The organism is Caballeronia glebae, assembly GCF_001545035.1.
GTDB lineage: Bacteria > Pseudomonadota > Gammaproteobacteria > Burkholderiales > Burkholderiaceae > Caballeronia > Caballeronia glebae.
Map to the genome: position 1 here is coordinate 1 of NZ_FCOJ02000003.1, position 24,974 is coordinate 24,974.

Sequence of the window (24,974 nt, forward strand, 5' to 3'; positions counted from 1 at the left end):
TCGTGGGCGAGGCGTTCGTCGGGCTGTCCGATGCCGCGCTCGAATTGCATCTGGCCGAGCGCGCGTCGCGGCTCGGCCAGCAGATGAGCTATCGCATCCGAATGCGCAGCATCGACAACGTCGGGATGCTGGTCGAAGCGGGCATCGGACTCGCTATTTTGTCGGAGGCGTCGGCGCGCATGCTGGAGCGGCCCGCGCTCGTTGTCGTGCCGCTATCCGAGCCGTGGGCCACGCGCCGCCTGCATCTGTGCGCGCGCGACTTCCGCGCGCTTACGCCGCACGCGCGCCTGCTCGCGCAAACGTTGATGGACGGCGCGACGGACGGCGCAGCCGCGAGCTAGAACGGCCGCCCGACGATGAACGGATCGACCGCGCCGATCGCCTTGAGATCGCGGTTCGCATACGGCAGCCTGTGCAGCACATAGCGCATCGCATTAAGCCGCGCGCGCTTCTTGCAATCGGAGCGCACGACGGACCAGGGCGTATCCGCGCTATCGGTATGCGCGAACATGGCTTCCTTGGCGTCGGTGTATGCGTCCCACTTGTCGAGCGAAGCGAGATCGACCGGACTCAGCTTCCATTGCTTGAGCGGATGAATCTCGCGCTCCTTAAAGCGGCGGCGTTGTTCGGCGCGGCTCACGGAGAACCAGAGCTTGATGATGTGCGTGCCGCTTTGCGAGAGATGCCGCTCGAATGGGGGCACTTGCCGCATGAAGTCTTCGTATTCGCGGGGCGTGCAGAAGTCCATCACGCGCTCGACGCCCGCGCGGTTGTACCAGGAACGGTCGAAGAGCACGATTTCGCCCGCCGTCGGCAAGTGCTCGACATAGCGCTGGAAATACCATTGGCCGCGCTCGCGCTCGGATGGCTTTTCGAGTGCGACCACGCGCGCGCCGCGTGGATTCAGATGCTCCATGAAGCGCTTGATGGCGCCGCCCTTGCCCGCCGCGTCGCGCCCTTCGAAGAGAATCACGACGCGCTGGCCGGTGTCGCGCACCCACGCCTGCAACTTCAGCAGTTCGACCTGAAGCCGATACTTCTGCTTCTCGTACGCGCGCCGCGACATCAGATTCCGGTAGGGATAGCCGCCTTCGCGCCACGACGGCGACAGTTCGTCGTCCGGGTCGGGCGAGCCGCTGGCCGCTCGGAGAATCGGGTCGGCATCGAAAAGATGCTCGCGCAACGCCGATACTTCGTCCGGCGACATACCGCCGATCATGGTTCTGACGGTATCGACGACCGATTCCGGCTGCGTGCCCTCTCGTGGGTCGAATTGCTTCAGTATGTCATCGAGACTGCTCGTCAGCAGGTCACGCGCCGCTTCCACCGCGCCGTCCGTTTCTTCTCGTTCGATGGAGGCCAGCTCCGTTTGTGCCGCGATGTCGCCATCGCTCGATTCGGCAGTCTTACTTTGCGACATCAACTTCATTCCTTCTCAAGGTTGTTGCTCCGGTGTCTCTGTCTCTCACCTGGTTCGTCTTCAGGCGGCTTCGCGCGCCTTTTTCAAGACCGCGTACAGCTTGTCCTTCAGAAGCAGCTTTTCTTTTTTCAGCGATTCGATGGCGAAGGTGTCCGTGGGCGTGACGCCCGTCTCCATGTTGGAGATCTGATGATCGAGTTCGTTGTGGCGCTCGAAGAGCCGTGAGAAATGGCCGTCCTCGGTCTTCAGGCGCGAGATGAGATCGCGATATTCTGGAAACATGCTTGATCCTTTGGGTCGTTGAAAATTAGTATTTCGAAGTACATGTTACCGACCGGAGGAGCCGTTTTCTTAGACGAATATCAAGCGATGCTGCATTAGACCGCCGAGATCGAACCTGCCCGCACCTAGGCAAAACCCTCTTCCCGCCGGGTATCGTCCTTGCACACAATGATGTCGCCGGCCGGGCATCCGCGCGGCCGGCATGAGCCAAGGAGGCCGTCATGAAGAAATACCGCAATCGCGCGCAGGGCCGCGCCCTGCATATTGCGTTGATCGCCGCTGCTGGCTTGTGCTTCGCCACGGCAGCCAGCGCGGACAGCCAGGCCGCGAAGAAAATGGGGCAAATGGGCGTCATCAACCAGACCTTGCAGCCGAAGCCCATGAAACCGGCGACGCCGAACACGCCGAATGCGACCACGACCACGCCGAATTACAACGCGAATTCGACTTTCAACCCTAACGCGGGCAACACCGCGAACGGCGCAGCGCCCGGAACGGCCGCCGCCGCGGGCGCGAGTCCGAAGAAGTAACTTCAATTTGCGCGTCGGGCCGCATGCCGATCGGGCAGCGGCTCGGCTTTTCGACGGAGTTCCCCGACGAACCGGCGCGCGCGCATTCGCACACAGGCGCGCGCTTCCGATCTTTTATACTTGGCTCCAGGTCCAGCGTGCAAAGCGCGTATCCCTGAGTCCATGAAAAAGATCAAGCCCGGTCTCGTGCTCGAACTCGCCGCGAATCTGCTGCTTCCGTGGCTCGCGTACCGGCTCGCGCTGCCGTATTGGGGCGATGTCGGCGCGCTTTACGCATCGGCCGCGCCGCCGCTCGTGTGGAGCGTCGCCGAATTCGCGCGCTCGCGCCGGGTGGATGCGCTCTCCGCGCTCGTGTTGTTCGGCATCGCGCTGTCGATCGTGATGCTCGCGATGGGCGGCAGCCCGCGCATCCTGCTCGTGCGCGAATCGCTCGCGGCGGGCGCAACCGGCATCGTGTTTCTGATCTCGCTTTTCTTCGAGCGTCCGCTCGTCTTCTATCTCGCCCGCGCAACCGTCACACGCGAGCAGGAACACGGCGCGGAGCGCTTCGAGGCGTACTGGCGCGAAAGCGCTCCGCTGCGCATGTCGTTGCGGCTCATGACGCTCGTGTGGGGCGTCGGACTCTCGCTCGAAACGGTGCTGCGTTTCTGGTTTGCGTGGACGTGGCCCGTCGAGCGCTATCTCGTCGTCTCGCCGGTCGTGAGCTACGCGATTTATGGCGGATTGCTCGCGTGGACGTTCTGGTTTCGCGCGCGGCTTATCCAGCGTCAGGGAGCAAGCGCGTCGTCGCGCGACGGTCTGCTCGGCTAGGCTAGGCAAGCGGCGCGCACGTCGCACTGGCGATATGATCCGCGATCGCCGCGTTCACCGCGCAAGCATGCGTGAGCGGCCCCATATGTCCCGCGTCCGGCACGACGATCAGCTTCGCCGCCGGCATTAGATCGGGCAAGCTCTCCGCGATCAGCCGCGTGGGTGCGGGCGCGTGTTCGCCGCGCATGACGAGCGTCGGGATGCGCAGTCTCGCATACGCGCTCGCCGGCGTGGGCTCGTGGATCAGCGCGCGAAAATCGAGCGGCGCTTTCGGCACCCAGCGGGTAAGCATCGCCTGCACGGACGGCCGCAGCGCCGACCACGCGCCATGCCCGCCCCAATAGTCGACAAACGAACGCGCCGCGCCGCGCAGATCGCCCGCCACGACGCCCTCCGCGGTGCGCGCCGCGATTGCGAGAATCTCCGCGAATTCCGTCGCGCCGCGCGCGCCCATGCCCTTCAGCAGATGAAACGCCGAAGGCTCGTAAAGCGTGATGCTCGCGACGCCGTGGGGCCGCTCAAGGGCCGCGCGCAACGCGACGCCACCGCCATACGAATGTCCGACCAGATGCACCTTGCCGCGCTGACGATCGATGATCTCGACCGTGCGAGCCGCTTCGTCCGCAAGCGTGAACGCCCGCTCGCCGCTCCACGGCCCGACGCTGTCGCAGCCATAATGCTCCGGCGCCATCAACGTATAGCGCGCGTGATCCGTGTTGAGCGCATTAAGCGCATTGCGTGCGTCGAGCGTTTCGCCGAGTTGTCGCCATTGATTCGCGCCCGAGCCCGAGCAATGCAGCGCGATAACCGGCGCCGCCGTGTGTTCGTCGTTCGAAGCCATCATCGTTCGTCCTCGCTTTGTGATTGATCAGGCCTCGGTATCGCACGCGCGCATGCGGCGCTCAAGTTCGCCGATATCCGCGCACGATTCCAGATAGGCATCGCGGCGGCTATGCTCCGCACGGTCCAGCAGATTCCCGGTCCAGTGGATCAGATGCGGCAGCATTAAGTCCCTTCCGACATTGATTAGGTATCCCAACATGATTTGCTCCACTTGCGCCAACGAGTCGTTTCATGAAATGCCGGCCGAGCGATCGTGCAGGACGAGTAAAAACGGAGAGTCGCTGAGGCGGCGGTGTCGGTATGCAATGCAGCGACCGTGCCAGTTTCGCCAAACCTTTGTGCCACGAGGCCCGGCGCGAACTCAGTCGTGCGCGGGCCGTCCGGAGTGTCGGGCGCGAGCCAACGCTTTCGGTTCTGAAAGACGGCGAACCTCGAACATGTTTCCGGGCTTCGTCAGAAACGGCTCCTTGCGTGAGATACGGAAAAAGCCGCGAAAATATTCCCGTCGCAAGGGATCAAGCTTTCGCGACGCGGCGCCGTAAACAGGTCCGATAGCCGCGCAAAACGCATCATTCGCCTCGTCCGCCCATCGACCGGCTTCCCCCGAATGGCACGATAAGATACGGCAGCGTTCGATCTTTGCGCCCTACGTTCGCTCATTCGGAGACCAACGGCGTGCACAGTCGCCATTCGCTCACTTTCAGGATGACGCTGTTCATCGTCGTCGTCTGCGTGCTTCTGGTCGGCACCGATCTATGGCGCAGCGTCGCCGCGCGCCGCGTGCAGATCGACGAGATGACGTCGGCGACGTCCAACCTCGCGCGCGCGATGGCGCAGCACGCGAACGACACCTTCAAGGAAGCCGATACGACGCTCATCGGCATGGTGGAGCGCGTCGAGGAAGACGGCACGTCGCCCGCGGCGCTCGCGCGGCTGCATCGTTCGCTCGCGTCGCGCGTCGAGCAGTTGCCGCAACTGAACGGGCTCTTCATCTACGACAAGACCGGCGCATGGATCGTCAATTCGCAGCCGACGCTCGAATCGCGCTTCAATAACTCGGACCGCGAGTATTTCGCATATCACCGCACACATACCGATCAGGGGGCGCACATCGGGCCGCCGGTCAAGAGTCGCTCGACCGGAAAGTGGATCGTGCCGGTGTCGCGCCGCATCGATGCGCCCGATGGCAGCTTCGCGGGCGTCGCGCTCGCGACCATCGACATCGACTTCTTCTCGCGCTTCTACGACAGCCTCGATCTCGGCCAGTCGGGCGCGGCGGTACTCGTCCTGAACTCGGGCGTGATGCTCGTGCGCCGTCCGTTCGAGGACCGTTTTGTCGGCAAGAACGTGAACGACACGGCCCTCTTTCGCTCGCATATGGAACAGGGCGGCTCGGGCGTGTTCACGACGCGCTCGTCGCAGGACCACATCACGCGTCTCAATAGCCTGCGGGAATTGCAGGACTATCCGCTCTTCGTCGCGGCAGCGCTGGCGGAAGACGAAATCCTCGCGCCCTGGTGGCGCGACACGCTCTGGCACGCGTCCGTCACGACCGTGCTCGCGCTCGTCATCGCGATGTTCGGCGCGCGGCTCGTGCGCCAGGTCACGACGCGCACGCGCATCGAGCAGGCGCTCGCGCGCAGCCTCGCGACGACTCAGACCGTGCTCGACACCGCGATCAGCCCGATCATCACCGTGGACGAGCGCGGCGCGATCCGCTCTTTCAATTCGGCGGGCGAAAAGGTATTCGGCTACAAGGCGAACGAGGTCATCGGGCAAAACATCCGGATGCTGGTGCCGCCGCCGCATCTGGATTCGTATAACGAATACATAATGCAATTCAAGGGCGATGGCGGCGTTGCGACCGCCGACTGCGAACTCGCCGGACAACGCAAGGACGGTACCTCGTTTCCCGCGCATGTTTCGACGGGCGCGATGCGTCTCGATGGCGCTTTGCATTTTGTATCGGTAATTACGGATATTTCCCGGCAGCGAAAGGAACGAAGCGAACTGGCGCACGCGCGCGACCAGTTGCTGCTCGCGGCGGACATCGCCGAACTGGGCATCTGGTCCTGGGATCTCGCTTCGGGAAAGCTGCACTGGAACGCGCGCATGTTCGAGATTTATCAATATCCACCTGAGATGCTCGACAACGGCCTGCACTTCGAGCATTGGCGTCTGCGCATTCATCCCGAGGATCACGACGCGATCGTGGCGGGCCTGCGCGCGGCGGCCGCCGGAGAAACCGAGACCTTGCCGCCGTTTCGCATCGTCCTGCCCGACCGCACGACGCGGCGCATCCAGAGCGGCTTGCGCACGCAGCGCAACGCCAATGGAACGCCAGTCGTCATGACCGGCGTGAACTACGACATCACGGATCAATACGAGCTGGAGTTCCATCTGCGCAATGCGAAGGAACAGGCGGATGCGGCGAGCGCCGCGAAGTCGTCGTTTCTCGCGAACATGAGCCACGAAATCCGTACACCGATGAACGCGGTGCTCGGCATGCTGCATCTCGTGCAACTGACCGCGCTCGATGCGAGCCAGCAGGACTATGTGAGCAAGGCGGAAATCGCGGCCAGGTCGCTGCTGAGCCTGCTCAACGACATCCTCGATTACTCGAAGATCGAGGCGGGCAAGCTGCAACTCGACAGCCATCCGTTCGAGCCGGAGAAGCTGATGCAAGAGCTCGGGATCGTGCTCTCGGGCAATCAGGGCACGAAGGATGTCGAAGTGCTGTTCGACCTCGATCCGTCCTTGCCGGCGGTGCTCGTCGGCGATAGCTTCCGGCTTCAGCAGGTGCTCATCAATCTCGCGGGCAACGCGCTCAAATTCACGTCGGCGGGACAGATCGTCGTGGGCGTGCATCAAGTCGATGACGCGTGCGATGCAACCGGCGATGCAACGGGCGATGCGGTGCGCGTGCGCGTCGCGGTGAGCGACAGCGGCATCGGCATCAGCGAGCAACAACTCGGGCGCATCTTCGAGGGCTTCACGCAGGCGGAAGCATCGACGTCGCGCCGGTACGGAGGCTCCGGACTCGGGCTCGTTATCAGCAAGCGGCTCGTCGCGATGATGGGCGGCCAGCTCGAAGTCGAGAGCCGCGTCGGGGAAGGCAGCCGCTTCTGGTTCGACATTACGCTCGGCGTCGAAAGGGCGGACGCGTCGACGCACGACGACGGCGTGATCCTCGAACGTGGCGCGCGCATTCTTATCGCCGACGACAACGCGATCGCCGGCGAGATCATGTCGCGCACGGTGCATTCGCTCGGCTGGCGCGCGGACATCGTGACGAGCGGGACCGAGGCGATCGAACGCATCAGGGACGCCGCGTTGAGCGATGCGCCCTACGACATCGCCCTGCTCGACTGGCGCATGCCCGGACTCGACGGACTGCACGTCGCCAGGCAGATCCACGCGATGAAGGGCCGCGCCACGCCGCCGCTCGTGCTGCTCGTCACGGCGTTCGGCCGGGAGGTGCTCAGAGAGTCGCAGGAAAGCGGCGCCGCGCCCTTCGCCGGCTTCCTGACCAAGCCCGTGACGCCGAAGCAACTCGCCGCCGCAATCCGCGCCGCGCTGCCTCGCGGTATCGAAACGATGCGGCCCGGCACGCCGCCGCTCGCGAAAAAAGCCCGCCGCCTTGCCGGACTCGCGTTACTCGTGGTCGAGGACAATGCGCTCAACCGTCAGGTCGCCGAAGGCCTGTTGCTTGCGGAAGGCGCGTCCGTGACGCTCGCGCAAAACGGCCGTGAAGGCGTCGATCGGGTCATGGCCGCCGACGTGCTCTTCGATGCCGTGCTGATGGACGTGCAGATGCCCGATCTCGACGGGCTCGAAGCGACGCGCCTCATTCGCGCGGACGGCCGCTTCGCCGCGCTGCCGATCATCGCGATGACGGCCAATGCATCGGGTGCGGATCGCGACGCCTGTTTGCAGGCCGGCATGAACGAACACGTGGGCAAGCCGATCGATGTCGAGCGGCTGGTGACAGTGCTGCGAGAACACACTGGACACACGACGCCAGCGTCCGGCACGCAGCACACGAATGCGGATATCGAATCGATCATCGAGCCGCGCGATTCGATCGTCGCGCGCTTCGGCGGGAATGTCGATCTGATCCGCAACGCGATCGACGGCTTCGGCGCGCAGACGCGTAAGCAATTGACGACGCTTGCATCGGCGCTCACGGCGCATGACGTACAACGCGCGGCATCGATGCTGCATGCGATCAAAGGCAGCGCGGGCACAATCGGCGCGGCGGCGCTCGCGAAGCTCGCAGGCACACTTGAAAACGACGCGCATCTGCTCGAAGCAGCGCGCGCGAATGTGCCGCACATGCAGCGGTTACTTGCATCGAGCGTGGCGCAACTCGTCGATGAATTCGGGCCGGCTCAATCGCATGCGGAGGGTTCCGCGAACATCTCGTCGCTGAAAGACGAAGACTGGCGCGCGCGTCTTGGCGCTATCGTCGAATTGCTCGATGCATCGAATCTGCAAGCGATCGCGCTATCCGAGAAGTTGTCGCCGCATGCGCCGAACGCGTATCGCGAGGACTTCGGGCAATTTCTCGCGTGCGTGCGCGCACTCGACTTCGCGCGCGCATCCGAGATCGCGCGCGATATGCTCGAACAGGTCTGAGCGGAGCCGAAGACGCTATAAGTTAGTCGCCGTGCGCATCGCGAACGAATACCGGAAACGGATGAACGTTCGCGCCGCTCGCCGATTCCAGCAGCGCGCGCAATTCTTCCCGTGCCTTGCGCGCCGAAGCTAGCGCGCCTTGCACGCGCGCCTGCAAAACAGCGGATCTGGCCGGTTTCGCGATAACATCCGCCGCGCCCGCATCGAGCGTGCATCGCTCCGTTTCGACATCGTGTGCATCGGCAAGCACGACGATCGGCACGTGAGCCAGTTCCGACAGCAATGCGCGCACGGCTGCGCAAGGGTTATCGCAGTTACGCGCATCCAGCACGATTGCATCCGGCTCCTTGCTTCGTGCCAGACGCAGCGCGGCATCGCAATCCTTCACCAGGTCGAGTGCGCCGATGGCTTCGAGCGCATGCCTGTGCGCCTCGATCATGTCGTCCGCGAGGATGCCGAGCACACGCACACCCGTAGGCTTCGAGGCCGCCGCCTTGCCCTCCTGTTGCCGACGCGCCTGCGCTTGCATCACGCGATGCCGCAAACGAAGCTGTGCCCGCACGCGTGCCTGCAGGCGCGGCGCGACGAGCGGCTTGATCACGTAATCGGCCGCGCCGATGTTGAACGCGTCGACTTCGAGCGCGGGCGCGTCGTGACTGGTGACGAAAATCACCGGCACGCGCGCGAGCTTCGCATCGCGCTTGAGGATCTCGCAGACATCGAAGCCCGTCATGTTGGGCAGATTGGCGTCGAGAAGAATGAGGTCCGGCGTCGACTCACGCGCCAGCGCGAGGGCCGCCTCGCCGGTGGTGGCGAAGCGCTGGTCGGGAAACTCCGCGAGCATTTCTCCGATGATGCGAATCATCGCCGGGTCGTCGTCGACGAGAAGCAATCGCGGCTGATACGTTGAAGTGGAGCTCTCTGCTTTTTCCATGTTCGAACGGTTATTCATCAGACAAGAGGCACCCTCTGAACTCTACGCTCGCAATGCGAGCGCCGCAAACTCAAAAAATGCAACGAAGTGATTAATTATCTGATATTTCGTCGTTTGCCAACTTCGGTCGCACAAATACTTAAGTGACTAATCATATTCATAAGTAGATAAGTAAGTTATTCCGCCGCCGCGCCGAGGCTGCTTTCACGCTGGGATTGGCTTAGCCCGCTAAAGCACGCGCGTGCTGCCAATTTCCGCACGGGCGTCTCGCAAAAAATGCTATGACGTTTTTAATCGAATCCGCAGATCAATGTAAACATTCAAAATCGGCTTATCGTTTGCGAGGCTTTTTACATTGCGACATCCAGGCGCATACTGGCTTCCATATCTATAAAAGCCGGGGAAAAGCCATGTACGGGGAAGCCAGAACGCTCTATTTCGTGGGCCGCGTGTTATCGGACGATGTTTCCGAGCGTTTGTGCGCTCGTGGCTGGACAGTCGAGCGTATCGACCCGGCGAAGCCGCCCAAATCCGCCAAACACGGCAAACGCGCCGCCGCGGGTATTGTCGACCTGACGAGCCGGGGCTTTGCCCGAGATGCGGCCACGCTCACCGCGATGCTCGCAAGTTATCAGATCGGCTGGGTCGCGACCGTCGACGCCGAGCACGTCGATAACCCCGATATCTGCCGCCTGATTCGCGATTTCTGTTTCGACTATGTGACGGTGCCCTCCACCGCCGACCGTATCGTCGATGCAGTCGGGCATGCATACGGCATGGTCTCGCTGCGCGACACCGCGAACAGCGATCCGCGCAAGGACGATTGCAAGGAAGGCAGCATGCTCGGCTCCTGCGATGCGATGCAGGCGCTGTATCGCTCGATTCGCAAAGTCGCGATGACCGACGCCCCCGTTTTCATCTCGGGCGAATCCGGAACAGGCAAGGAACTCACTGCAGTCGCGATTCACGAGCGGTCGGTGCGGCGCGAGCAACCATTCGTCGCGATCAACTGCGGCGCGATTCCCGCGCATTTATTGCAGTCGGAACTCTTCGGTTATGAGCGCGGCGCGTTCACCGGCGCGACTCAACGCAAGATAGGACGCGTGGAAGCAGCCGACGGCGGCACGCTCTTTCTCGATGAAATCGGCGATCTGCCGCTCGAAAGCCAGGCGAGTCTGTTGCGCTTTCTGCAGGAACGCAAGATTGAGCGCCTGGGCGGACAAGGATCGACGGACATCGATGTCCGCATCATTTCGGCGACGCACGTCGACATGCAGGCGGCGATGCTCGAAGGACGCTTCCGCGCGGATTTGTACCATCGTCTGTGTGTATTGCAGATCGACGAGCCGCCGTTGCGCGTGCGCGGCAAGGATATCGAACTGCTGGCGAATCACATGCTCGATCGCTTCAGAAAGGATGCGAGCCGGCGACTGCGCGGCTTCGCACCTTGCGCGATTGCAGCGCTGCATAACTATGGCTGGCCCGGCAATGTGCGCGAGTTGATCAATCGCGTGCGTCGCGCAATCGTCATGTCGGAAGGACGGCAGATACTGGCAAGCGACCTCGAACTGGGCGAGTATGCAGAAGCCGCGCCGATGACACTTGCGCAAGCACGCGAAGCGGCCGAGCGGCAGGCTATCGAAGTGGCGCTCTTGCGTCATCGCGGACGTCTCGGCGAAGCAGCGGATGAATTGGGTATCTCGCGCGTCACGCTGTATCGCATGCTGACCGCTTATGGATTGCGCCCGAAATCCGACAGACCGCTGGAGGCGTCGGGCGGCTGACATGCCGCGCCCCGGCGCATGAATAGTGCGTGAATCATGATTCGCTTAAGAACGCCAAAGGGAACCTTCATTGGCGCGCATCGCTCCAACCACCGCATCGTGAAAGCCTGAGGTGGCATCGCGCAATTTGCGCCGTTAGCCCCGTCATGCATTTCCTCTCGTAGTCCGCTGGCGTATCTCGCGCCGCCAGAAACGCGCACTACGCAGTCTCGTTTCATTCATATGCGCCCGCCGAGTGTGTTCCGGCGCGCTCATATTGCGCTCATGCGCCATGCCATAAACTCGACTCGCACGCCGGATGCGTCGCGAATGCGTTGTGGCATGCCTAGCGAGTAACGTCGGGTTATCAGTCATGGTTTCGCATAACAATGCTTCTCTCGTTCGTCAATTTTCGAACTACGCAGTGCCCACCGTGCTCGCCGCATGGGTGTACTGCGTGCACTCCGTCATCAGCGGCATCTTCATCGGACGCCACGTCGGCCCCGATGCGCTTGCCGCGTTGAATCTGCTCGTCCCATTGCTTTATCTGCCTTATGCATTCAGTGTCATGATCGGCGTCGGCGGATCGACGCTCGTCTCGCGATTGCTTGGGGAGCGGCGCGAGCGCGACGCCGCCGAAGCATTCACGCAAGCGCTCTGGCTGCTCGGCTTATGTGGCGTTGCGTTCGCATTGGCGATTTATTTTTATGCCGATACCTTCGTGCAATGGACGGGCGCGCGCGGCGAGCTCGCACGCCTCGCAAAAGAATTCCTGCATGCGTATGCGCCATTCCTCCTGTTTCCGACCGCATGTTATGCGCTCGAATTGTTCTTGCGCATCGAAGGCGCGGCCAGATTCGGTCTCGTCTGCCTGATCGCGGGCGGCATCGCCGATGTCGCATTGACCTGGTGGATGGTGAGTCACATGCAATGGGGCATGCGCGGCGCGGCGCTCGCATCGGGCATCAGCCAGGCGCTCGCCTGCATGCCGATGCTGGCCTATCACTTTGTCAAGGCGCGGCACGTTCGCCCTGTCGCCCGTGCGTTCGCGCGGCTCGATCATGCGTGGCGCATGGCTTATAACGGCGGTTCGGAATTTCTCGGCGAGATAGCGCCGAGCGTCACGCTCTTCGCGTTCAATCACGCGGTTTTGCGCTGGCTCGGCGACACCGGTCTCGTCGCGTTCGCGGTCGTGGAATACATGACGATGATCGCGTCGGTAACAATGGTCGCGCTCGTGCAGAGCATGCAGCCGATCGTGAGCTTCCAGCGCGGCGCGGGCAATGCGCACGCCGTGTCGCGCGGGTTTTCGATCGGCATCGTGTTCGCCACCGGCTTCGCGCTCGCCGCCGCCTTCGCGATCCTCACGCTGGCGCAACCGCTCGGGGCGCTCTTCGTGCCCGACAGTCCAGCGGCACAGGCGCTTCTGCGCGACGCATTGCCGTGGTGCGCGCTCGCGTTCCTGCCGGCCGCGATCAACGTTGCGATCAGCGGTTATCTGACTGCGATCGAGGCGCCGCTCGCGTCGATGATCGTCGCCCTTTTGCGAAGCTGGTTATTGCTCTTGTCGATGCTCTGGCTTCTGACTGAATGGTTCGGTCCGCGCGGCATCTGGATGACCGTCGCTATCACCGAACTGGCGACGCTCGCGGTGAGCATCGTGTTATATCGCACGCGCGGCAGGCGCTTCGATTTACACGCCGCTACTACGACGAATCAGGCGCTCTTGTAGGCGATGAGTCCGGCCCATTCCCGGCCGTCGAGCGGGAAATACTCCGGATTCAGGCCGCGAGGACACGGCGTGAATTCCACGCATTCGAGGCGAAAGCCCGCACGCAGAAACTCGCGCGCAAGGACCGTCGGATCCATCAGGTTGACCGTTGCGGGCAAGAGTTTCGGCACGAGCGCGTAGCGGTCCGAATTCTCCGTTAGCCCGGGCCATGCACTACCCGATGCAACCGCGCGCTCGTAGTCCGGAATCATTTTCGCCATGAATCGATGATACGGCGTGAAACACAGCACGAATGCTTTGCCTTCGGGCTTCAGCCAATCGTATAACCTGGTTATGCCCACACGGAAATCATCGGGCGCGAGAAAATGCAGTACATGCGACGCGAGAATAGCATCGAGAGAAGAGGCTTCGAGATCGTAGTGCGGGAACGCGCCTTCCAGCAGAACGAGATTGCTCGCGAGCTCGGCCGGCGCCGCCTGCCGGATCTGTTCCAGTTGCGCGCGCGAGATGTCGTTCGCGATAACACGCGTGCGCTTGCTCAGCGCGGGCACCGACGCGGTTCCATAGCCCGCGCCGATATCGAGCACTACGCCGCCTCGCTTGCGCGCGAAACGAATGAACGCGCGCGTGTATTTCGACAGCGGGAAAGCCGAACCATGCCGGCTTTCCGTCAGGCGTTCACCGCTCATGTCTATCCTCGCGTTTCAAGCGTCGCGCGTCAGATGAAAGCGTCGATCGACCGATGCGAGCAAGCGTCTCGACAAGCGCGTGGCACGCCCTTGAATCAGCCGGTCCGACACGCGGGACAGGGCATAAGAGACGACGAGCACCGCGATCAGCGTCGTGCCGAATAGCGCGAGCGACGTCTCTCCATTCTTCTGCCCGAAGAAGCGGTCGAAGAAATGAAACGTCGTGTAGACGCAGATGAAGTGCCAAAGATAAATACCATAACTTTCTCGGCCGAGCGCAGCGGCGGCGCGACGAACGAGCGTGACGCGCGGCGCGGCATGCTTGCTATCGCGATGCTTGCGGGCATGGCGCGAACACACGAACAAGAGAAACGCCACCGCGCTGCACGCGGCGAACACGGGCGCGAGTGCATGCGCCTTGTCGAGCCACACGCCGAGCGCAGCGGTCGCGAGCGCGAAACCCAGGGCGAGAGAAAAATAGACCAGCGATACGCGCTTCGTCACATTGGACGCGCCGAGCAAATGCGAGCGGAATGCATACCAGGCCCACATGCCGACGATGAAACACGGACCCTGCACGGGCGGCCAGAAGTAGCTGAACGTGTTGTTGGCGACATTGCAATCGAGCGTGCCGTTGCAATCGCTCATCGACATCACGGCACAGGAAAGGCCGAGCAACAGCACGGTGGCGAGCAACAGACGCACGCGATTCATCGCAACGAAAAAGAGCAGAGGCGCGATCAGGTAGAACAGCATTTCCACGCCGATCGACCATCCGCCCGGCACGACGTTATTCATCGCAGTGGGCGATAGCGCGTGCAGAAAGACCATGTTGAGCAGAACATCCATTGGGCCATGCGCGCCGAGAATCCATGCGCGTTCGATGCCCGAGCGTGTTGCGCCATAGCTGATGAGACCATAGACCGCAATCGCGGCGTAGTACATCGGCGCTATGCGAAAGAAGCGCTTTATATAGAAGCGCAGCGTGACATGACGCGCATCCGCGCAGCGGGCGTGATCCATTTCGAGCGTCATGAAGATTGTAATCGCGCTGATTACGAAGAATAGCTGCACGCCATATTGGCCCATGCGCGCAATGAGCGTCACGGCGCCCGGCAGATTGGGAAACTGAAACGACAGGTGTACTGCGACTACCCCGACGATCGCGAGCGCCCGGCCTGCGTCGAGCGCGGCAACACGTCCTTTATCCATCGATACTCTCCTCGCGGTTCATGCCGACCTACAAAAAAGGCCGCGAGGCTCGTGGACAAAAACATTTTTAGCGAAGTTCCGCTAAATGGGTGATGTAGCGGCAACTCTTACAACAAGAAACTTCATACACGTATGGATACATTTTTCATTGCTAGATGGCTGGCGCATCCTGACGCAGGAATCGCAGTATGCGACTGACCACCGTGCTCGGTTGCTCCTGCTGCACCCAATGCCCCGCCCCTTCGATCAGATGCGTCGCGCGAAAGTCGGTGCAGGCCAGCACGCGCATTGCTTCGAAATCGCCGGGTCGCTGATAGTAGCCCCAGTCGCTCGCCCCCGCGATAAAGCATGACGGCACGTCGATCGTGCGTCCGGACCAGGTTCGTAGTGCAGCGGCGAAGCGTGGATCGGTGCCGCAGCGATACCAGTTCAATCCGCCTTGAAACCCCGTGCGCGCGTATTCGCTCGCATAGACGTTCAAATCCCGATCGGACAGCCACGCGCATTCGGCGATCTTATCGGCGTCCGGCATATGTTCAGCGACGGTTTGCGGCATCGTTGCATCTGCGTTCATCACGTAGTACGTGGGCAACGTGGCCAGTTCTTCGGCCGTGACGGAAGCCAGCGGATGCGGATGATTGCCCGGCCAATCCGCGCTCTTGACGTAGTAATACGCGCGCAGGAACGCGGCGAGTCCTTGCGGTGCTTGCCGCATATTTTCATTGGCCTGCGCGCCCGAGTAATACCATTGATAGTGCTTGCGCGGCGGATCGAGCGACGCGAGCGCCGCCACCGCCTCGGTCATGAGCGATTGAGCCGTTTCGACCCGCGCGAGCTTCGCATCGTGCTTCGCGGTATTGAACGCGAATGCGGGCGGCCCGGCGAAGGGCGCGCTCATCATCACGACCGATGCAAATACATCGGGGCGAATCAATGCGCACCATGCAGCGACGGGCGAGCCGAAATCGTGACCGATAACCGATGCGACCCTGCGATAACCTAGCGCCGCCACGAGACCCAGTACATCGCGCGCGAGATTCGGAAAGGTGAATTCGTCGAGCTCGGTTTCGAACGAGGCAGCACCGCCGATGGTGCGCCCATAACCTCGCTGATCCGGCGCGATAACATAGAAGCCTGCATCGGCAAGCGGCTTCATAACTTTGCGCCAACTGTAAGCGAGTTCGGGAAAACCATGTAGAAGGACGATGCAAGGCCGCTCGGGGGCGTCGAATCCGGCTTCGAGCACATGCATCGAAAGGCCATTGCCGTTATCGATCATGCGCGCGCGAATACCGTTCGGCAGAGGCAGATCGTTTGATGGTTCATTCATGCGTGTCTCCTGTCGATGCGCTCATGCTTCGAGCAAGGCGGCGAAGCGGTCCGCGAGCGTCGGGCGCGAGCGCATCGGCCATATTGCGCTGAGTTCGAACGGCGGCAGGTTATCGCCGTCGCGCACGTCGCAGAAGCGTACACCGGCGAACTGCAGCGCCGTCACGGATTGCGGTAGCAGCGATGCGCCGCATCCGGCCGCGACGCAAGCCAGCACGGTAAGCGAACGATTCGCGTCCTGCACGACATTGGCTTCGCAGCCCGCTTTACGAAAAGCACTCAGGATGCCCGCGCGAACAACCGGTAATTGATCGCTCGGAAACCAGACGAGGCCTGCATCGGATAACTCTTTCAAACCGACTTTTCCATCGGCGCCGCTGGAAAAAGACACGGGCAGCACCGCTAGCAAACGCTCTCTGACGATCAGCTTTTCACGCATGCGTCCGCCCACCGCGACAGGCGTATGCAGCAAACCGATATCGATCGTGCCTTTCTCAAGCGCACTGGCCTGCTCCGCGTTGCTCATTTCCCTGAGCGTGAGCTCGACGTTCGGAACTTCTTCGCGCAGCGCAGCAATCGCGCGGGGCAACAGACTGAAGAGCGCCGCCGATGCAAAGCCAACCGTCAGGCGACCGCCGCGCTGCGCGCCGATTTCGCGCGCGCGATGCGACGCGGCATCGATGCGCGCCACGCTCAATCGTATGTCTTCGACGATAGCCTCGCCCGCCGGCGTCAATTGCGCGCCACGCCGCGTGCGCTCGAAAAGCTTCACGCCGAGATCGCGCTCCATGCGTGAGAGCGCCTGGCTCAACGCGGGTTGCGCGATATCGAGTACTTCGGCCGCGCGCGTGACGCTGCCGGCATCGACCACCGCGAGAAAGTATTTGAGGTTACGCGTCTCCATATCGCGAGCATATCAAAATGCTATGAAAGATGAACGTATCCATAGTATGCGAGGCCGGCATTCGTTTCTAGAATGCAGTGACATATTGAACAAGAGCCGGCTTCGGGCCAGCACAGGAGACGCGAGATGAATTGGTACCGTGAGATTTCGAAGTCGGAAAGACGCACGCTATGGGGATGTTTTGGAGGCTGGGCGCTCGATGGCGTCGACACTCAGTTATTCAGTCTCGTCATTCCGACACTCATCGCGACATGGGGCATCGGTAAAGGACAAGCGGGCTTGATCGGCGGCGCGACGCTCGTCGCGGGCGCATTGGGCGGGCTCTTCGCAGGCGTGTTGTCCGATCGAATCGGACGCGTCAAAGCCTTGCAAGTGACGGTTCTCTGGTTTTCGCTTTTCACGTTTCTCAGCGCCTTCGCACAGAATTTCGAGCAGTTGCTCGTGCTCAAGTCGCTGCAGGGACTCGGCTTCGGCGGCGAATGGACGGCGGGCGCGGTATTGCTTAGCGAAACGATTCGCGCAAAACATCGCGGCAAGGCTATGGGCATCGTGCAAAGTGCATGGGGCTTCGGCTGGGCCGGCGCGGTTCTGCTCTATACGATCGTGTTCTCGTGGATCTCGCCCGACTGGGCCTGGCGTGTGCTGTTCGCCGTCGGTCTGATCCCGGCACTGCTCGTCGTTTATATGCGCCGCAATATCGAAGAGCCGCCGCGCGAATCGAAACCCGCCGAACGGGATCACGCGCAGCCTCAGAATACTTTCGCCATCCTCGCCGGCATCTTTCATCCTTCGGTGCTGCGCACCACGATCGTCGGCGGATTGATCGGACTCGGCGCGCACGGCGGTTATCACGCCATAACCACATGGCTGCCCACTTACCTCAAGACCGAGCGGCATTTGTCTGTGCTCGGCACGGGCGGCTATCTGGCTGTCGTGATCACGGCGTTCATCATCGGATGTTTCGTTAGTGCGTGGCTGCAAGACAAGATCGGCCGCCGCAAGAACGTGATTCTCTTCGCAATCTGCTGCGCGATCACGGTCAACATTTATGTGTTCCTTCCGATCGGCGATATCGGAATGCTCGTCCTGAGCTTTCCGCTCGGCCTCTTCTCCGCGGGCATTCCCGCGACGCTCGGCGCGCTCTTCAACGAACTCTATCCGCAAGGCGTGCGCGGCACGGGCGTCGGCTTCTGCTATAACTTCGGGCGCGTCGTATCGGCCGTATTTCCGGTGCTCGTCGGTCACATGGGCAATTCGATGCCGATCGGACAGGCTATCGGCATCGACGCGGGCGTCGCATATGGACTCGTCGTCGTGGCCGCGTTGCTGTTGCCCGAAACGAAAGGCCGTCGCATCGCGGCCGCGCCCGATCAAACCGCTTCGAGCGAGCGCTCGCCCAAGCATGTCTGATACATCCATGACGCATTCACTTCATTCAACGCTCGCCGACGAGCAATGGCTCGAAACGCGCCCTGCCAGCATACAGGCGATCGACAGTCACGCGCATGTCTTCGTGCGCGGCCTGCCGCTCGCACCGCATCGTCGACATGCACCCGACTACGACGCGACACTCGATGCCTATGCGGAGCACTTGCGCGCCAGCGGCGTTTCGCATGCCGTGCTCGTGCAGCCGAGTTTTCTGGGCACGGACAATTCATTTTTTCTCGATGTGCTGCAGCGCTTTCCGCAACGCTTTCGCGGTGTAGCCGTCATCGATCCTTCGATTAGCGACGCTGAATTGCATCGTCTCGCGGCGCTCGGTGTCGTCGGCATGCGGCTCAATCTTATCGGGCTCGCATTGCCCGATCTGCGTGAAGCGCGTTGGCAAGAGTTATTCAAGCGCATCAATGCGCTCGGCTGGCATGTCGAGATTCATCGCGATGCCGTGGATCTGCCGATGCTGATCACTCCGCTGCTAGAACAAGCCTGTACGATCGTGATCGATCATTTCGGCCGTCCCGATCCCGCATTCGGCGCGGACGATCCGGGCTTTCGCTATCTTCTGACGACGGCGCGAAGCGGTCGCGTGTGGGTCAAGCTATCCGCGGCTTACCGCAGCATGCACGGCGAAAGCGGCACACCGCTCGGCCAAACGCTCACATCCGCCTTGCTCGACTCATTCGGCGCCGCGCGGCTCGTGTGGGGCAGCGACTGGCCGCATACGCAACATCAAAGCCTGATCGACTACGGCGCTTCGCGCGACGCGCTCGACCGCTGGATTCCGGACGCATCGCTGCGTACCATCGTGTTGCGCGATTCGGCGCGCGCCCTGTTCCGCTTCGCGTGACGTTCGCGCGAGCGCCGATGCGCATCGCGCGTTAGCATTGCAGACGCCGGCGCATGAGTCGACGCCGAGCACGAACTCTCTTTCCGGAACCGAAGCCATGACCACTTCCTCTTCCCGCCGCCGTGCCGCCTTTCGCGAACGGGTGAACGCGCGCAGCGGCCTGCTCCTGCCCGGCGCGTTCAATGCAATGAGCGCGCGCGTCGCCGCCGATCTCGGCTTCGAGGCGATCTACATCACCGGCGCGGGCGTGACGAACATGTCGCTCGGCATGCCGGATCTCGGCTTCATGGGCCTCGCGGAAATCGCGGAGCATACGTCGCGCATTCGCGATGCAGTGGACCTGCCGCTTATCGTCGATGCGGACACGGGCTTCGGCAATGCGCTCAACGTGCGTCATACGGTACGCACGCTGGAGCGCGCGGGCGCCGATGCGATTCAACTCGAAGATCAGGTTATGCCGAAGAAATGCGGCCATTTCGCGGGCAAAGCCGTGATCTCGACGAACGAAATGGTAGGCAAGATACGCGCGGCGGCGGATGCCCGCGAAGACGATAACTTTCAGATCATCGCGCGCACCGATGCGTGCGCGGTAGAAGGCTTCGATGCCGCGATCGAGCGCGCGCGCGCATTCGTCGAAGCGGGAGCGGACATTCTCTTCGTCGAAGCTATCGAAACGCCGGAGCAGATCGCATCGTTGCCGAAGCTGCTCGATGCGCCGCAATTGATCAACATCGTGATCGGCGGCAAGACGCCGGTTACGGATCGGGCGGATCTCGAACGCCTGGGCTTCAGCCTCGTGCTCTATGCCAATGCCGCATTGCAAAGCGCCGTGCGCGGCATGCAGACCGCGCTCGGCGCATTGAAATCGCAGGGACGGCTCGACGAAGATCCCGCTGTCGTCGCGCCGTTCGCCGAGCGCCAACGGCTCGTGAACAAGCCGCTCTTCGATGAACTCGACCGCAAATACGCGGCGGACTGAATGCATAGCCTGAAGCGGCCATAAAGGACCGCTTCAGGCATTCACGCCTTATCGCGAGTACATTGCGTTCCAGTCCGATTGCGACACGCGCGCGCCGCCCGATTGCGATGCGCCGTTAGCCGCGCCGCCATAAGCCGTCGCGCCATCGCGTGCGGCGAGCTTCGCCTCGGCCGCCTGAATCGCTTCGGGGTAGTGCGTCTGATCGCCGTCGCCCACGTGATAACCGACGCTATGCAATGCGTCGAGTTCCGCACGTACCTGAGCGCGCGTGATCTGGCTTTGCGCGAACGAAGCGACGGGAATGACGAGAGCGGTGGCGACGAGTGCTGCGCGAATGATCGACTTCATGATGAAACTCCAGTGTTATGAGGTGCCCGGCTTCGAACACAGTGCCGTTCGAAGCAGTGAGAGCAGTTTATGACGCTAGATGTCTCGGGTTAACCCCTAACGCGAGAAAGCACTCTTCTCTGAAACGTGCGGAATCGCCGGACGATTCGACGGCGCAAGCCATGGCGCTAGTTGCGTCCAGGAATTTGCTATGCTGGCCGCCAGACTGAACGCAAATGCGCATTGCGTTCGCCTCATGGCGCAAAGCGCCTTCAAACACTGGAGATACAGATGGCAAAAGGTTATTGGATCAGCGTGTACAAGACGATCATGAAGCCCGAGCAGGCTGCGGAATACGCGAAGATCGCGACGCAAGCTATCGCGGAAGGCGGCGGCCGTCCGCTCGTGCGCGGCGTGGCATCGATGGTGCAAGGCGAAGGCGCGCTCGAACGCACCGTGGTTATCGAATACGATTCGCTCGATGCAGCCGTCGCCGCTTATAACAGCGCGACGTATCAACGCGCGCTGGAAGTGCTGGGCGACTCGGTCGTGCGCGATTTCCGCATCGTCGAAGGCGTCGCTTAATACTGCGCTCTATCGGCCGATGTTCGCGGCGCTCATGCGCCCACGGCATCGGCCAGTTCGTTCATGTCGCCGGCAACGACATCCCAATCGCTCTCGGCTTTCAAATCGACAGTTTGACCGAGGCCGCGCTCATACGGACGGGCGATGAACGCCGTGCGCAAACCGCAGTTTCTTGCGGCCGCGAGATCGTCGTTATGCGCGGCAACGAGACATACTTCCTGCGGCGTCAGCATCAACACTTCGGCCGTGCGCAAATACGCTCGCGGATCGGGCTTGTAAATCTGGGCGATCTCCGCGCCGAGAATCGCATCCCACGGCAGACCGGCGCGCTTCGCCATATCCACCATCAGCCTTATGTTGCCGTTCGAAAGCGGCGCGATGATATGGCGCGTCTTGAGTCGTTGCAGGCCCGCTATCGAATCCGGCCACGGATCGAGCCGATGCCACGCGAGGTTCAGTTCGTCGAGCGCTTCGGCAGGCACCGCGTTCGGATCGATGCCGAACTCCGGCAGCACGTCGAGCAGATTTTCGCGGTGCAGCACATCGAGCCGCACGAATGGTCGCTCGCCGCTGATCACCTTGCGCATCGCGGGCACGTAGCGGCTCCGCCATGCATCGGCGAACGCGTCGGGCCGCGCGTGCGTTGCACCGTAGCGTCGAAGAAACGGCGTCGCCTCGCGTGCGACGCCGCCGCGCCAGTCCACTACCGTGCCGAATACATCGAAAACGAATGCCTTCACGTGGAGCAGTGTCACGTCGTTTCTCCGGTTGATTCATTCTTCTGATCGATTCACCGCGGCGCATTTGTTCCTCGCACGCAAGACTGATTGTCCATCGCGGGTGTACGCAACGAATCACGAAAGGCCTAGATTACGAGCCATCGGAGCCGTCGGTCCGATCCGCAACAGGCCCACATCGACATCTATCGAGGTTCATCATGAGCAACGCAAACAAAGTCGCTATCGTTACCGGTGCATCGCAGGGCATCGGCGCTGAAATCGTCAAGGCTTTCCGCGCGCAAGGTTATCGCGTCGTCGCGACCGCCCGTTCGATACAACAGCCGGACGATCCGAATGTAGTAACGGTCGCAGGCGATATCGGCGATCGCAGCACCGCACAGCGCGCAGTCGAAGCCGCGATCGCGAAATTCGGCCGCATCGATACGCTCGTTAACAATGCGGGCATCTTCATCGCCAAGCCTTTCACGCAATATACGCAGGAAGACTTTGACGCGTTCCTGAACGTGAACGTGAACGGATTCTTCCATATCACGCAGTTGGCTATCGCGCAGATGGAGAAGAACAGGAGCGGTCACGTCGTCAACATTACAACGACGCTCGTCGATCATGCGATAAGCGGCGTACCTTCGGTGCTGGCATCGCTCACCAAGGGCGGTCTTAATGCCGCGACGAAGTCGCTTGCAATCGAATACGCGAAGTCCGGCATTCGTGTGAATGCGGTGTCGCCCGGCATCATCAAGTCGCCGATGCACGCGCCCGAAACGCACGAAGCACTCGGCGCACTGCATCCGATGGGGCGTATCGGCGAAATGAGCGACATCGCCAACGCCGTGCTGTATCTTGATTCCGCACCGTTCGTGACGGGCGAGATCCTGCACGTCGACGGCGGTCAAAGCGCGGGACATTGATCGATTTTTTACCAAGGAGATCGTCATGCCGATCGTTACGATTCAGGTGACACGCGAAGGGAACCAGCCCGGCACGAATGCGGTTACTGCCGAGGAAAAGAAGCGGCTCATCGAGGGCGCGAGCCAGCTCTTGCTCGATGTATTGAACAAGCCGCTCGACACCACGTTCGTCGTCATTCAGGAAGTGGACATGGAGAATTGGGGCGTGGGCGGTTTGACGGTTCCGGAATATCGGCGGCAAAAGAAGGCTAAGGCTAGTTGACGCGCATCCATACGCGGATATCGCCGCATAAGAAACTGCGGCGATATCCTCCATCGCGTTGCTTAATGCCCGGGCGAATAAAGATCGAGTAGCTTCAACGTCACGCCGTTCGTCCATCCGAAGCCATCCTGCAACGGATACTCGCCACCTCCGCCGCCGCCCGTTCCATCACCCTCCACGATGTACTTTTCCACGAGCTTCTGTTGAGTGTTATAGACGTTATTCACGTCGGCTAAAAAGCGCGTGCCGATCTGCTGCGCGAGATCGCTGCGTCCATAGCGCTTCAATCCTTGCACTGCGATCCAGTGCAACGGCGCCCAGCCATTCGGTGCGTCCCATTGCTGCGTCGTGTTGTACGTGGTCGTCGTGAGTCCGCCCGGTTTGAGCAGAATCGCCTCGACGGTTTCCGCGGTCTTGTGCGCGCGCTCGGGCCACGCCGCGTTCGCGAAGAGCGGATAAAGCATCGCCGCCGATGGATTGTTGCGCGGTTGACCGAGCTTCCAGTCGTAGTCGCCGTAATATCCGTTCTTGTTCCAGAGATACTTGTTGATGGCGATCGCGCGCTTGGCTGCACGCCCTACGAATTCGCCGACGCAACCGAAATCGCGCGCCTCGCCGCACCCGATCGCGATCGTCGTTTCGAGGTGGAACATCAGGCTATTCAGATCGACGGGAATGATCGATGTCGTGCGGATCGTCGCGAGTGTCATGTTGTCGCCGAACCAGCGCGAGCTGAAGTCCCAACCGCTTTCGGCCGCCGCGCGCAGGTCGCGATACACCTCGTTAGCCGGACGGTTCGTGACCAGCTTGGCAGTGGCTACGTCTTCCGAATAAGATTCGTCGCGCGGCGTGTCGCGCTCGTCCCAATAGCGATTGAGCACGGTCTTGTCCTGCAGCATCACGACGTTGCGCACCGCGCCGCCCGGCTGCAGCGTATTCGCCCCCTGCATCCAGTAGTTATATTCACGACGTAATTGCGGCAAATACTTCTGATAGACACGCCCGCCTTCCTTGTGCGCAGCAAGTTCGACCATATAGGAAAAGAACGGCGGCTGCGAGCGGCTCACATAGTACGTGCGATTGCCGTTTGGAATATGCCCGATCGTATCGATCAGATACGCGAAGTTATCGAGCATGTCGTCGACGAGATCTTCGCGGCCTGCTTCCTGAAGACCGAGCATCGTGAAATAGGTGTCCCAGTAATAGCCTTCCCGAAAGCGTCCGCCCGGCACGACGTATTGCTTGGGCATAGGAATCAGGGAGCTATTGGCTGGCACATTGGCGGTCGTCGTCAGACGCGTGAGTTCGGGCCAAAGCCAGTCGATATGTTCGCGCAGCGACTGATTCGGCGGCGGCGTGATGACCTGATCGGTCGGAGGCGTGAAGTATTGCCCGACGAACGTCGCAAGCGAGAAGCCCGGCACCGACATCTGCTGATGGTAGGCCTGCACGATCTGCGCGGGATCTATCTTGGGTACGGCATCGACGAAAGTCTTTTGATCCGGATAAATGCCCTGCGTCTGCACGGCGACGAAAAGGTCGCCGTATAACTCGCTGGGCGGAGGCAGAAGCGTATAGCCGGTTTGTGCGTCGGCATAGGCGAGATTGGCTGCCGCGCCCATGACGAGCCAGGCGCATAGCATTCCGCGTGCCCTGAACTTGAAACGCCGCGACGCGTCGTGCGCCGCTCGATGCGATAACAGTGCGATCATGCTCACTCCTTCGAAGGGTGATTGAACCGGACTGGTCTCGCTCGGGCCGTTGTTGTTTTGATTGATTCACAGCACGGCGAAGCATCGC

The 24,974-nt window shown here is 61.6% G+C and carries 24 protein-coding genes; 12 read left to right on the forward strand and 12 right to left on the reverse strand.

What is annotated here, in order from left to right:
- On the forward strand, positions 1–341 hold a 341-nt coding region (locus AWB82_RS02770), incomplete at its 5' end, for a LysR substrate-binding domain-containing protein (protein WP_235023143.1).
- Here AWB82_RS02770 and ppk2 read toward each other — a convergent pair.
- Together ppk2 and AWB82_RS02780 are read right to left on the reverse strand one after the other, a co-directional pair.
- Entirely contained in the window at positions 338–1,420 is a 1,083-nt protein-coding gene (gene ppk2, locus AWB82_RS02775) for a polyphosphate kinase 2 (protein ID WP_407642968.1), read from the reverse strand. The two genes, AWB82_RS02770 and ppk2, sit on opposite strands and share 4 nt — an antisense overlap.
- Positions 1,421–1,480: 60 nt before the next feature.
- Positions 1,481–1,702: a YdcH family protein gene (locus AWB82_RS02780; protein WP_086965624.1), complete on the reverse strand. Its 222-nt coding sequence runs from the start codon at positions 1,700–1,702 to the stop codon at positions 1,481–1,483.
- A 221-nt stretch (positions 1,703–1,923) separates the two neighbouring features.
- Between AWB82_RS02780 and AWB82_RS02785 the strand changes: the two genes are divergently transcribed.
- On the forward strand, positions 1,924–2,232 hold the full coding sequence (locus AWB82_RS02785; RefSeq protein WP_086965625.1) for a hypothetical protein: 309 nt from the start codon (positions 1,924–1,926) through the stop codon (positions 2,230–2,232).
- A 162-nt stretch (positions 2,233–2,394) separates the two neighbouring features.
- Positions 2,395–3,042 (forward strand): VC0807 family protein, encoded by a 648-nt coding sequence (locus AWB82_RS02790; RefSeq protein WP_086965626.1) that lies wholly within the window; start codon positions 2,395–2,397, stop codon positions 3,040–3,042.
- Between the two features lies 1 nt (position 3,043).
- On the opposite strand, the gene AWB82_RS02795 is transcribed toward AWB82_RS02790, so the two are convergent.
- Positions 3,044–3,886, reverse strand: coding sequence for an alpha/beta fold hydrolase (locus AWB82_RS02795; protein WP_407642969.1), 843 nt, complete (start codon positions 3,884–3,886; stop codon positions 3,044–3,046).
- Positions 3,887–3,910: 24 nt separating this feature from the next.
- Positions 3,911–4,048 carry a DUF3563 family protein gene (locus AWB82_RS36925; RefSeq protein ID WP_143756673.1) on the reverse strand — a complete coding sequence of 46 codons (138 nt, stop codon included), beginning with the start codon at positions 4,046–4,048 and terminating at the stop codon, positions 3,911–3,913.
- A gap of 512 nt (positions 4,049–4,560) precedes the next feature.
- Here AWB82_RS36925 and AWB82_RS02800 point away from each other — a divergent pair.
- Positions 4,561–8,523 carry a response regulator gene (locus tag AWB82_RS02800; protein ID WP_235023144.1) on the forward strand — a complete coding sequence of 1,321 codons (3,963 nt, stop codon included), beginning with the start codon at positions 4,561–4,563 and terminating at the stop codon, positions 8,521–8,523.
- A 22-nt stretch (positions 8,524–8,545) separates the two neighbouring features.
- On the opposite strand, the gene AWB82_RS02805 is transcribed toward AWB82_RS02800, so the two are convergent.
- Positions 8,546–9,475: a response regulator gene (locus AWB82_RS02805; RefSeq protein ID WP_268811015.1), complete on the reverse strand. Its 930-nt coding sequence runs from the start codon at positions 9,473–9,475 to the stop codon at positions 8,546–8,548.
- Positions 9,476–9,867: 392 nt separating this feature from the next.
- On the opposite strand from AWB82_RS02805, the gene AWB82_RS02810 reads away from it, so the two are divergent.
- Both AWB82_RS02810 and AWB82_RS02815 read left to right on the forward strand, forming a co-directional pair.
- On the forward strand, positions 9,868–11,241 hold the full coding sequence (locus AWB82_RS02810; protein ID WP_086965630.1) for a sigma-54 dependent transcriptional regulator: 1,374 nt from the start codon (positions 9,868–9,870) through the stop codon (positions 11,239–11,241).
- 403 nt (positions 11,242–11,644) lie between these two features.
- On the forward strand, positions 11,645–12,952 hold the full coding sequence (locus tag AWB82_RS02815; protein ID WP_235023146.1) for an MATE family efflux transporter: 1,308 nt from the start codon (positions 11,645–11,647) through the stop codon (positions 12,950–12,952).
- On the opposite strand, the gene AWB82_RS02820 is transcribed toward AWB82_RS02815, so the two are convergent.
- The 4 genes from AWB82_RS02820 to AWB82_RS02835 form a co-directional block, all read right to left on the reverse strand.
- Positions 12,937–13,641 carry a class I SAM-dependent methyltransferase gene (locus AWB82_RS02820; protein WP_086965632.1) on the reverse strand — a complete coding sequence of 235 codons (705 nt, stop codon included), beginning with the start codon at positions 13,639–13,641 and terminating at the stop codon, positions 12,937–12,939. The genes AWB82_RS02815 and AWB82_RS02820 overlap by 16 nt on opposite strands.
- Positions 13,642–13,656: 15 nt before the next feature.
- Positions 13,657–14,853, reverse strand: coding sequence for an acyltransferase family protein (locus AWB82_RS02825; RefSeq protein WP_086965633.1), 1,197 nt, complete (start codon positions 14,851–14,853; stop codon positions 13,657–13,659).
- 151 nt (positions 14,854–15,004) lie between these two features.
- Positions 15,005–16,183, reverse strand: coding sequence for an alpha/beta fold hydrolase (locus AWB82_RS02830; RefSeq protein ID WP_086965634.1), 1,179 nt, complete (start codon positions 16,181–16,183; stop codon positions 15,005–15,007).
- Positions 16,184–16,204: 21 nt separating this feature from the next.
- On the reverse strand, positions 16,205–17,086 hold the full coding sequence (locus tag AWB82_RS02835) for a LysR family transcriptional regulator (protein ID WP_086965635.1): 882 nt from the start codon (positions 17,084–17,086) through the stop codon (positions 16,205–16,207).
- A gap of 126 nt (positions 17,087–17,212) precedes the next feature.
- Here AWB82_RS02835 and AWB82_RS02840 point away from each other — a divergent pair, with 126 nt between their 5' ends.
- The 3 genes from AWB82_RS02840 to AWB82_RS02850 all read left to right on the forward strand — a co-directional run bounded on the left by AWB82_RS02840 (position 17,213) and on the right by AWB82_RS02850 (position 20,352).
- Entirely contained in the window at positions 17,213–18,496 is a 1,284-nt protein-coding gene (locus AWB82_RS02840) for an MFS transporter (RefSeq protein ID WP_086965636.1), read from the forward strand.
- Complete coding sequence (locus AWB82_RS02845) at positions 18,489–19,373, forward strand: amidohydrolase family protein (protein WP_086965637.1); 885 nt, start codon at positions 18,489–18,491, stop codon at positions 19,371–19,373. The genes AWB82_RS02840 and AWB82_RS02845 overlap by 8 nt, the downstream gene beginning before the upstream one ends.
- A gap of 97 nt (positions 19,374–19,470) precedes the next feature.
- Positions 19,471–20,352 carry an isocitrate lyase/PEP mutase family protein gene (locus AWB82_RS02850; protein WP_086965794.1) on the forward strand — a complete coding sequence of 294 codons (882 nt, stop codon included), beginning with the start codon at positions 19,471–19,473 and terminating at the stop codon, positions 20,350–20,352.
- Positions 20,353–20,400: 48 nt separating this feature from the next.
- Here AWB82_RS02850 and AWB82_RS02855 read toward each other — a convergent pair whose 3' ends face one another.
- Positions 20,401–20,700 carry a DUF4148 domain-containing protein gene (locus tag AWB82_RS02855; protein ID WP_086965638.1) on the reverse strand — a complete coding sequence of 100 codons (300 nt, stop codon included), beginning with the start codon at positions 20,698–20,700 and terminating at the stop codon, positions 20,401–20,403.
- Positions 20,701–20,970: 270 nt separating this feature from the next.
- Between AWB82_RS02855 and AWB82_RS02860 the strand changes: the two genes are divergently transcribed.
- Positions 20,971–21,264 carry a DUF1330 domain-containing protein gene (locus AWB82_RS02860; RefSeq protein WP_086965639.1) on the forward strand — a complete coding sequence of 98 codons (294 nt, stop codon included), beginning with the start codon at positions 20,971–20,973 and terminating at the stop codon, positions 21,262–21,264.
- 32 nt (positions 21,265–21,296) lie between these two features.
- Here AWB82_RS02860 and AWB82_RS02865 read toward each other — a convergent pair whose 3' ends face one another.
- Positions 21,297–22,019 carry a haloacid dehalogenase type II gene (locus AWB82_RS02865; RefSeq protein WP_086965640.1) on the reverse strand — a complete coding sequence of 241 codons (723 nt, stop codon included), beginning with the start codon at positions 22,017–22,019 and terminating at the stop codon, positions 21,297–21,299.
- Positions 22,020–22,201: 182 nt separating this feature from the next.
- Here AWB82_RS02865 and AWB82_RS02870 point away from each other — a divergent pair, with 182 nt between their 5' ends.
- Positions 22,202–22,912, forward strand: coding sequence for an SDR family NAD(P)-dependent oxidoreductase (locus AWB82_RS02870; RefSeq protein ID WP_086965641.1), 711 nt, complete (start codon positions 22,202–22,204; stop codon positions 22,910–22,912).
- A gap of 25 nt (positions 22,913–22,937) precedes the next feature.
- On the forward strand, positions 22,938–23,174 hold the full coding sequence (locus AWB82_RS02875) for a tautomerase family protein (RefSeq protein WP_086965642.1): 237 nt from the start codon (positions 22,938–22,940) through the stop codon (positions 23,172–23,174).
- Positions 23,175–23,236: 62 nt separating this feature from the next.
- Here AWB82_RS02875 and treA read toward each other — a convergent pair whose 3' ends face one another.
- On the reverse strand, positions 23,237–24,886 hold the full coding sequence (treA, locus tag AWB82_RS02880) for an alpha,alpha-trehalase TreA (RefSeq protein ID WP_096031412.1): 1,650 nt from the start codon (positions 24,884–24,886) through the stop codon (positions 23,237–23,239).
- Between the last annotated feature and the right edge of the window lie 88 nt (positions 24,887–24,974).